Source organism: Aquabacterium sp., from assembly GCF_036279655.1.
Taxonomy (GTDB): Bacteria; Pseudomonadota; Gammaproteobacteria; order Burkholderiales; family Burkholderiaceae_C; genus Aquabacterium.
On the sequence record NZ_DASUIT010000143.1, the window covers coordinates 1 to 8,907 of the forward strand.

Here is an 8,907-nt window from a genome sequence, read left to right on the forward strand (position 1 = left end):
TCGGCCTCGGCCGCCAAGGAAATCAAGCAACTGATCGACGAGTCGGTGAGCCAGGTGGCGCAAGGCAGCCAGTTGGTGACCCAGGCGGGCAGCACCATGACCGACGTGGTGGCCAGCGTGCGCCGCGTGACCGACATCATGGGCGAGATCACCTCGGCCAGCGAATCACAGAGTCATGGCATTGAAACCGTCAATCACTCCATCCACCAGATGGATGGCGTGACCCAGCAGAACGCGGCCTTGGTGGAGCAGGCGTCTGCCGCGGCGGAATCCATGAAACAGCAGGCCCACCACCTGGCCCGCATCGTGAGTGTCTTCAAGCTCGAAGACACCCACGCTTGATCATCCCCTCAGAGCACCACTGGACACACACCATGAGATTCAAACTCGCCTCCCTCGCTGCCGCCGCCACCCTGGGCCTGGCCCTGTGGACACCCGCACACGCCCTGGAACTGGCTGGCGTCAAGGTCGAAGACTCGGTCAAGGTGGCCGGCAAGGACCTGGTTCTCAATGGCGCAGGCATCCGCACCAAGGTCGTCTTCAAGGTCTATGTGGTGTCGCTCTACATGGCCGAGAAAAAGACCACGACGCCCGAGGTGCTGGCCGTGCCCGGCCCCAAGCGCTTCAAGCTGGTGATGCTGCGCGACCTCAGCGGCGAAGAGTTCGGCCAGGCCTTCCTGACCGGCATCAACAAGAACCTGGAAAAGGACGAGAAGACCAAGTTCGTCAACCAGTTGCTGAAGCTGGGCGAGACCTTCGAGACCATCGAAGGTCTCAAGAAGGGTGACGTGGTCACCGGCGACTGGACACCCGGCACCGGCACCGTGATCGCCGTCAACGGCAAGCCCGTGGTCTCGCCGCTGCCGGACGTGCTGTTCTACAACGCCATCCTGCGCATCTGGCTGGGCGACGCGCCCGCCGAAGCGAGCCTCAAGCCACAGCTGCTGGGCGCCTCCTGATCACAGGCCCTGGGGCTCAGCGCCCCATGGCCTTGCTCAACTCGCGCTGCGACTGCACCATGCCGCTGCCGGGCACCAGATCGCCCTCACGATGGATGACCTCGCTCCAGCGGCGTGCCAGCTCTTCCGCCACCTCGGGGCCCTGCCCCAGGTACAAGCCCTCCGTCAGCGTGATGTGAGAGGCCGCAAACACCCCCGCACCCGCATTGAGGATGGCCCGCGTCGGCGCGTTCTCGGCCGCCAGCACCAGCATGCCCGGCGTGACGCTCTCGGGGGTCAGCAGGGCCAGCATCTCAGGCGGCATGATGTCGGCAGTCATGCGCGTGGCCGCCGTGGGCGCCAGGCAGTTGACCCGCACGTTGTACTTTTCACCCTCCAGCGCCAGGGTCTGCATCAGACCCACCAACGCCATCTTGGCAGCGCCGTAGTTGGCCTGACCGAAGTTGCCGAACAGGCCCGACGACGAGGTGGTGAACACGATGCGCCCATAGTTCTGGGCCTTCATGATCTCCCACACGGCCTTGCTGCCATAGACCGCGCCCATCAGGTGCACGTCCACGATCAGCCGGAAATCCTCCAGCGTCATCTTGGAGAAGGACTTGTCGCGCAGGATGCCGGCGTTGTTGACCAGGATGTCCACCCGGCCCCACTCGTTCATGGCCATGTCCACCATGGCCTGCACCGCCTGCGGATCGCTCACCGAGCCCCGATGGGCCAGGGCCTGACCCCCGGCGGCACGGATCTCGGCCACGACCTCGTCGGCCGGGGTGGCGCCACTGACGCTGCCATCGCGCGCCGCGCCCAGGTCATTGACCAGCACCTTGGCCCCGCGTGCGGCCAGTTGCAAGGCATGACTGCGCCCCAGGCCACCACCGGCACCGGTGACGATGGCCACACGGCCGTCAAAACGAAGAGAAGAAGTTTCAGTGGCACTCATGGTCTGACTCTGCGGTTCAAGCTCAATGGACAACAGCCGACATCATGAGGCCAAGCCACCCCCGGACAAACCCTGGGTGTCGTTCAGGATGCCTTCCTGTCGCCCAGGGATGCACATGCATTACCCAGACAAACCTAAACTGCATTTCGTTGTAACGAGGAGTTCATCCATGTCGACCACGAAACACTCCGGTCCCGATCAGATCGTGCCCCGCGAAAAGCTGGACTTCCAGATCGATGAGTCCACCCCGCGCTTCTGGTACGGCGGCAACCCCTTCAAGACCCGTCTGTTCGACGGCATGCAAGCCGCCTTTCCCGATGGGGAGCGCTACTTCATCACCAGCGTGCGGGCCTTTCGCCAGCAGATCACCGATCGCAAGCTGGCCGAGGATGTGAAGAACTTCATCCGCCAGGAGGGTCAGCACGGCATCGCCCACACCCACTACAACGACCTGCTGCGCAAGCAGGGTCTGGAAGTGGACATCATCCTGCGCGATGCGAAGGCGCTGTTCGACGACTACACCCGCAAGTACTCACCCGAGTACAACCTGGCCCTGACGGCTGCGTTCGAACATTTCACGGCCATGATGGCCGAGACCTTGTTCGACACCAAGGAAGTGATGGCCCCGGCGGACCCGAACGTGCGCGCCATGTGGGCCTGGCATGCCATCGAGGAGATGGAGCACAAGGCCGTGGCCTTCGACGTGATGCAGGACGTGGCCAAGGTGGGCTATGTGCTGCGCTGCACGGCCATGGTCCATGCGCTCTACAAGGTGGTGGTCGACAGCATCCGCCTGACCAACCGCCTGCTCAAGGGCGACGGCTTCAGCCGCGGCCAGCGTTTCTGGATGACGCTCAAGGGCCTGGCCTGGGTCTATGGCCACAACGGCCTGTTCTCACGCAGCACCTTCAAGCTGCTGGCGTATTTCAAGCCGGGCTTCCATCCCTGGCAGCACCAGGTGATCCACAGCTACCCGGTGTGGGTCAAGAGTTTCGAAGAGTCGGGCAATCCCATGGTCGCCGGGGATGCCTTGTTCAACGCGGCACGCTGAAAAGGAGACGGTAGAAACGACAGACAAGCGAACACTGGAAAGAGAAACAACCGACAAAAAAGGGGCAGCGTGAACGCTGCCCCTTTTTCTATCAGATCAACCGACGTATCAGGCGGCTTGACGCTTGCGAGCCGTCAGGGCGATACCGACCAGACCCAGACCCATCAGAGCGTAGGTGGAGGGCTCAGGCACGGGCACGGGAACCGACATCGACTTGACGATGTCGCCCACGGGCACCAGGGCAGGATCAACACCCAGGGAGTCGAAGTAGGCAGCCAAACCTGCGGACACGGTGTAGCTCGACAGGGTCACGGTGCCAGCACCGTTGTTGATGATGCTGGTGGCATCGATCAGATCACCAGCGTAGCTGATGTTCGACAGGAACAGGCCCCCGCCGACCAGGTTACCGGTCAGGATGCCGGAGCTCAGGTCCTGGGTGAAGTTGGTGAAGCTCAGGGTGCCGTAAGAGCCAACCTTGACCTTGAAGCCATCGGCATTACCGAAGTCAACCAGCGAAGCAACCACCGACGAGATGGGAGCCGTCAAAACACCAGTGGTGGCACCAGTGCTGGCAAAGGTATCAGCACCCAGCGAGGTCACCGTGATGGTGCCCATGGAGCTCAGCGCAGCGGTATCCAGCGACACGCTGGCGTTGGCAGCCATGGCGCCGTGGGCAGCCAGTGCAGCCGACAGGGCCAGAACTGCGCGAGAAATAGTCTTCAAGGTGATCATGGTTTGTCTTTCCTCAATTTCCGGTGGATGGACTGGCTGGGCCAGCACTTGAGAGTCTCTTTGTAGTCACTGCAGAACAACTTTCGCTCCTGCATGTCGTTACTGTCGTGGATCAAGCAATCCTTGCCCACAGGGTTTTTCCGACGACACCCCCATTCAAGGGGGGGCAATGACCCGCGCTCCGTGCAATCCGCCTCATTTCCACCACGGATAGAAGCTCGGCATCTCCGAAGCCTTGCCCTTGAACTGGGGCGCACGCTTGTCCAGGAAGGCCTGAACGCCCTCCTTGCCATCGCCGATGCTGGTGTAGAACATGGCCAGCGAGTCCACCTGATGGGCCGCCAGAGGGTGAGGCTGGGCCGAATTGCGATACATCATCTGACGCGTCAGCGCGATGCCCACGGCCGAGCGCTCCGACGCGATGCGACGGGCGATCTTCAAGGCCTCGTCCAGCAACTGCTCGGGCGGCACCACGGCCTTGACCAGACCTCCGCGCTGGGCTTCATGGCCGTCGAAGATGTCGGCCATATAGGTCCACTCCAGGGCCTGCGAGATGCCCACGATGCGCGGCAGGAACCAACTGGAGCAGGCCTCGGGCACGATGCCGATGCGCCCGAAGACAAACCCGATGCGGGCTTTTTCCGAGGCGATGCGGATGTCCATGGGCAGCGTCATGGTGGCACCAATGCCCACGGCTGCGCCGTTGATCGCGCCGATCACCGGCTTCTTGCATTCAAAGATGGACAGCACCACGCGCCCGCCCGTGTCTCTCACCCCATGAAAAATGGCCGGATCGTCCAGGCGCTCATGCATGTCTGCCATGGTGGGCTGCTGGCTTTCGTCCAGGCCAAAGACATTGCCTGGCACCGACAGATCCATGCCGGCACAGAAGGCCTTGCCGGCCCCGGTCACCACGATGGCGCGCACGGCATCGTCGTCACTGGCGCGCGTGAAGACATCCACCAGTTCATTGGCCATCTCGACCGTGAAGGCATTGAGTTGCTCGGGACGGTTGAGCGTGAGGATCAGAACGCCATCGTCACCCACGGTGACATTCAGGGTGTTGTAGGTCATGGTGGAGAATCCTTGCAGTGAGGTCGAGAGTGTCAGCGTGCCGCAGGATAACGCACCCCGGGATGCCACCGAGGCAGTGAACGCCCCGGTTCAGTGCACAATGCAGCGGACTCTTATCTCTTATAGAAGAGTCCTTGGCGTCCACAAGACGCCTACCCTGTTCAACCCCCTCCCAGGAGATCCCCATGTGGAAACTGCTCGTCGCCTTCATCGCCTTCGCCGCCATTGCCATCTTCGTGCTCATGAAGAGCGGCGGTGACATCGACATGGGTGGCGAAAAGCATGGCGCTGAAGCCACGCACACGGAAGAAGCCGCTGCGTCGCACGACGCGGCCAGCGACGCCGCTTCGGCAGCCTATTCTGCTGCTGCCTCCGCAGCTTCTGCAGCTTCCGTTGCTGATGCAGCCGCCTCCGTGGCCGCCTCGGCTGCGTCGAACTGAGGCCTGAGGCTCCTCGCGGGCGGGTGTCAGCCCGCGTGCGTGGGGCCCTCGTGGCCCCGCTCGGCCGCCAGCCACTGCAGCACCGGGACGGTGCCTGGCAGGATCGGCACCTGATCTGCGGGCAACTGCTGCCAGGCCATGGCCTGGCCCTCCCGCATGATGAATTCCCCCTGCCAGTCATAGACCTTGCAGAAGTTCAAGCGCACCCGCGCGTGGGGGTAGTCCATGATCTCCACCTGCCAGGGGTGGGCCTGACCGATGGTGATGCCCAGCTCTTCATGGAGTTCGCGGCGCAGGGCCTGCTCCACCGTCTCGCCGGCTTCGAGCTTGCCGCCCGGGAACTCCCAATAACCTGCATAGACCTTGCCCTCGGGGCGTGAGGTCATCAAAAAACGCCCTTCCCGGCCGTCGGCGTCGCGCTCGATCAGCACGCCCACCGCCACGTCGACCGGGGGCCGGTCGGTGGGCTCCATCACGTGATACGACTTGCGCTCGGTGGATGGCTGGCTCATGAGGCACGCTCCGAGGCATGGCGACCCGCCTGGTCCCGCGCGAACTGATAGGCCACACGCCCCGAGCGAGAGCCCCGCTCCAGGGCCCAGACCAGGGCCTGCGGACGCGCCGCCTCAATGGCCTGCGCGTCCAGCCCGAAATGCTGCAACCACTGCGCCACGATGGCCAGGTACTCGTCCTGGCTGAAGGGATAGAAGCTGATCCACAGACCAAAGCGCTCGGACAAGGAGATCTTCTCTTCGACGACCTCACCGGGATGCAGTTCGCCATCGTCGGTGTGCTTATAGGTCTTGTTGTCGCTGTGGTACTCGGGCAGCAGGTGGCGGCGGTTGGAGGTGGCCACGATCAGGACGTTGTCTCCGCTGGCCGAGACCGTGCCGTCCAGCACCGACTTGAGAGCCTTGTAGCCGGGCTCGCCCTCGTCGAAGCTCAGGTCATCGCAATAGATGACGAATCGCTCGGGCCGCGACGACACCAGCTCGATCAGGTCGGGCACATCGATCATGTCGGCCTTGTCGACCTCGATCAGGCGCAGGCCCTGGGCGGCATGCGCCTGCAGCCCCGCCTTGACCAACGAGGACTTGCCAGTGCCACGGGCACCCGACAGCAGCACATTGTTGGCGGTCTGCCCCGACACGAATTGCGCCAGATTGCGCGCGAAACGCTCCTTCTGGGTGTCGACCTCCTGCAGATCCTCGTAGCGGATCACGGCCACATGGCGCACGGGCTCCAGCCAGCCGCTGGCCCAGGCCGCCGTGCTGCGCTTGCGGTAGCGAAAGGCCACCGAGGCCGACCAGTCGGGCGCAGCCACGGCCGCGTGGTGGGGCGAGGGCAGCAGGGCATCGAGCCGGGTGACGAGCGCCTGCGCGGTCGCCACCAGTTGCTGCAGGGCGGGGTCGAGTGAGGAAGACATGGCCCGCAAGTGTACGGGCGTCCGGGCGGACCTGCCGCCGGCGCTCAGGGCGCCGTGATGGCGTGCAGGGCCTCTGCCAGATGCTCGGTGGGGAGACGCTTGAACCCGGTGCGAACAAAACGGTGCAGACGCCCCAGCGCCATGCTGATGGCCAGCGAGGCGCGCGCTTGCGCATAGACGGTGGGCGTGGGTGAGCCCTGCTGATCGGCCAGGGCCTTGCAGCTCTGGCGCAGCAGGGATTCCAGGCGATCGACACACTGGTTCATGCGGGTGGCCAAGCGTTCGTGTTCAAACACCAGGGCATCGCCCGCCATGACGCGGCTCATACCGGGGTTCTTTTCGCCGAACTGCAGGATGACCGTGAGCACGCGACCGATCTGCACCGCAGGATCGGGCTCGCGCTCGACGATCTGATTGGCCAGGGTGAACAAGGTCTGCTCGATGAACTCGATCAGGCCCTCGAACATCTGGGCCTTGCTGGCAAAGTGACGGTACAGCGCGGCCTCGCTCAGGGACAACCGCGCGGCCAGCGCCGCCGTGGTGATGCGTTCGCTGCCGGGCTCTTCCAGCATGGCGGCCAGCGCCTGCAGGATCTGCGCACGGCGCTCACCCGGCTTGGGCCGCTTGCGCACGGGCGCCGACGCGACCTCGGCGGTGTCGGCAGGAGCATCCAGGGGCAAGGCGGCGTCGTTCATGGCAACTCGGGCAGACTGCGGTTCACGCGCCCCAGGCATGGAGCGACCTCAATCGTCTGATTCTGGCACACACCCAGGAGGGCTTTTGATGCAGGCGCACGCCAGTCTCCGAGCCGTGGGGGTTGTCCTTGAGGTAGTGCTGCATCCACACCGTGCGCATCCCCAGGCCACGGGCGCTGCGCAGATTGGCCAGGGTGTCCTCCACCAGCACGCAGCGGTGGGCCGGCAGACCGTGGCGGGCCAGCACCACGCGCAGCATGCGCGCATCCGGCTTGGGGCGCAGATCGCCAAACACGCGCATGGCCTCGATGGCGATGACGCCTTCAAAGCAGCTCGCCAGATCCAGGGCCGTGAGCACGCGCTTGGCGTACTCGGCCGGCGCATTGGTCAGCAGGAACTTGCGCCCCGGCAGGCGCCGGAGCGCCGCACGGTCTGCGGCGGGCATGTGCAGTTGGGCCTCCAGGCCCGGCAAGCGGTGGGTCTGCGCCAGGAAGTGGGACGCCCGGATGCCGTGGTGTTTTTCCAGCCCCAGCAGGGTGGCGCCATAGCGTCGCCAGTAGTGCAGACGCAGGCGATCGGCCTCGCGCCGCTCCAGCGACAGGTGCTGCTCGATGTAGTCTGTCATGGACTCATTGAGCCGCCAGAACACGGCGCTGCTGGCGTCGTGCAGGGTGTTGTCCAGATCAAAGAGCCAGATGGGCTCGTGTCGCTTGATCCCAGGGTTCACGAACAGCCTTTCTGCTGAACCAGCACCGCAATCTCCTGCCCCAGGCGGCCACGGTAACGCAGTGGCGCGCGCCAACGCGCGGTCACCTGCCCCGCCCGCATGGCCGAAAGCAAGCCGGGGGGCAAACGCCGACTGGCTTGCGCATTGAACCACCACGCGTCTTCACCTGCTTGCCAGATGAGCGCACATGCCCCGCCGCGGACGGCACTCAGGGGCGGGCTTTCCGTGGCGGGCACATCAGCACGGACCAGGACCACGCCAGGCAGATCTGGCCGCATGGAGGCCACAGACAGGCTGCGCGCGTGGGTGGCGTAGTACAGCACGCCGTCTCGCAAGCCCGCCTGCCGCAGGCGTTGCGCCATGTCGGGGTAGTCGAGATAAGGCCCGCACTGTTCACACCGCTGAGCCGTTTTCACACTGTCCATCACGAGCAGGATCGGCACGACCAGCACCGCAAAACACGCCGACAGCAGCGCCATGGTCTGCAGCCGACGGGACGCGCCCTCGACCCGCAAGCGCGTCGACATGACGGCCACCGGCGCCAATGCCATGAACATGAGATGGTGCGCCTCGGCACGCTGCGCCCCCAGCACCACCCATGTCACGCCGATGAGCGCCACGGTACCCACCAAGGTCAGCGACAACCAACGCCCATCCTCGGACGCACGGACTCGGCGCAGCACACGGGGTGAGCGCAAGCACAAAGCCCACAGCAGCACCCAGGGCAGCATCACCGTCACCACCATCTGGCCCAGACGACTCAGGCCCATGCCCATATGATCGGCGGACGAAGCCTGAGCCGTCTGCAGGCTTTCGTGCTGCTGCATCACAAAAGCATCGACACCCTGTGCCACACACCACAGAAC

General features: G+C 64.4%; 12 protein-coding genes. 4 read left to right on the forward strand and 8 right to left on the reverse strand.

Going from position 1 to position 8,907, the window contains the following annotated elements:
• Both VFW84_RS15260 and VFW84_RS15265 read left to right on the forward strand, forming a co-directional pair.
• Positions 1-342: methyl-accepting chemotaxis protein (locus VFW84_RS15260; protein WP_329681318.1), on the forward strand; the 342-nt coding region annotated here is incomplete at its 5' end.
• A gap of 32 nt (positions 343-374) precedes the next feature.
• Positions 375-959 carry a chalcone isomerase family protein gene (locus tag VFW84_RS15265; protein WP_329681319.1) on the forward strand — a complete coding sequence of 195 codons (585 nt, stop codon included), beginning with the start codon at positions 375-377 and terminating at the stop codon, positions 957-959.
• 16 nt (positions 960-975) lie between these two features.
• Here the strand turns inward: VFW84_RS15265 and VFW84_RS15270 are convergent, their stop codons facing one another.
• Entirely contained in the window at positions 976-1,896 is a 921-nt protein-coding gene (locus tag VFW84_RS15270; RefSeq protein WP_329681320.1) for an SDR family NAD(P)-dependent oxidoreductase, read from the reverse strand.
• A gap of 169 nt (positions 1,897-2,065) precedes the next feature.
• On the opposite strand from VFW84_RS15270, the gene VFW84_RS15275 reads away from it, so the two are divergent.
• Entirely contained in the window at positions 2,066-2,947 is an 882-nt protein-coding gene (locus tag VFW84_RS15275) for a metal-dependent hydrolase (RefSeq protein WP_329681321.1), read from the forward strand.
• A gap of 108 nt (positions 2,948-3,055) precedes the next feature.
• Here the strand turns inward: VFW84_RS15275 and VFW84_RS15280 are convergent, their stop codons facing one another.
• Positions 3,056-3,679, reverse strand: coding sequence for a PEP-CTERM sorting domain-containing protein (locus VFW84_RS15280; RefSeq protein WP_329681322.1), 624 nt, complete (start codon positions 3,677-3,679; stop codon positions 3,056-3,058).
• A gap of 195 nt (positions 3,680-3,874) precedes the next feature.
• Complete coding sequence (locus VFW84_RS15285) at positions 3,875-4,753, reverse strand: crotonase/enoyl-CoA hydratase family protein (protein WP_329681323.1); 879 nt, start codon at positions 4,751-4,753, stop codon at positions 3,875-3,877.
• A gap of 185 nt (positions 4,754-4,938) precedes the next feature.
• Between VFW84_RS15285 and VFW84_RS15290 the strand changes: the two genes are divergently transcribed.
• A complete protein-coding gene (locus VFW84_RS15290; protein WP_329681324.1) occupies positions 4,939-5,193 on the forward strand; it encodes a hypothetical protein in 255 nt (84 codons plus the stop codon).
• A 26-nt stretch (positions 5,194-5,219) separates the two neighbouring features.
• On the opposite strand, the gene VFW84_RS15295 is transcribed toward VFW84_RS15290, so the two are convergent.
• The 5 genes from VFW84_RS15295 to VFW84_RS15315 all read right to left on the reverse strand — a co-directional run.
• The gene (locus tag VFW84_RS15295; protein ID WP_329681325.1) at positions 5,220-5,705 is read right to left on the reverse strand and encodes an NUDIX domain-containing protein; all 486 of its coding nucleotides are present in this window, start codon (positions 5,703-5,705) and stop codon (positions 5,220-5,222) included.
• A complete protein-coding gene (locus VFW84_RS15300; RefSeq protein WP_329681326.1) occupies positions 5,702-6,619 on the reverse strand; it encodes an ATP-binding protein in 918 nt (305 codons plus the stop codon). The genes VFW84_RS15295 and VFW84_RS15300 overlap by 4 nt, the downstream gene beginning before the upstream one ends.
• 44 nt (positions 6,620-6,663) lie before the next feature.
• Positions 6,664-7,314, reverse strand: a complete 651-nt coding sequence (gene slmA, locus VFW84_RS15305; RefSeq protein WP_329681327.1) for a nucleoid occlusion factor SlmA — start codon at positions 7,312-7,314, stop codon at positions 6,664-6,666.
• A gap of 22 nt (positions 7,315-7,336) precedes the next feature.
• On the reverse strand, positions 7,337-8,041 hold the full coding sequence (locus VFW84_RS15310; RefSeq protein WP_329681328.1) for a pyrimidine 5'-nucleotidase: 705 nt from the start codon (positions 8,039-8,041) through the stop codon (positions 7,337-7,339).
• Positions 8,038-8,907 (reverse strand): hypothetical protein (locus VFW84_RS15315; RefSeq protein ID WP_329681329.1); only part of this gene is annotated, 870 nt, incomplete at its 5' end. The genes VFW84_RS15315 and VFW84_RS15310, both read right to left, overlap by 4 nt.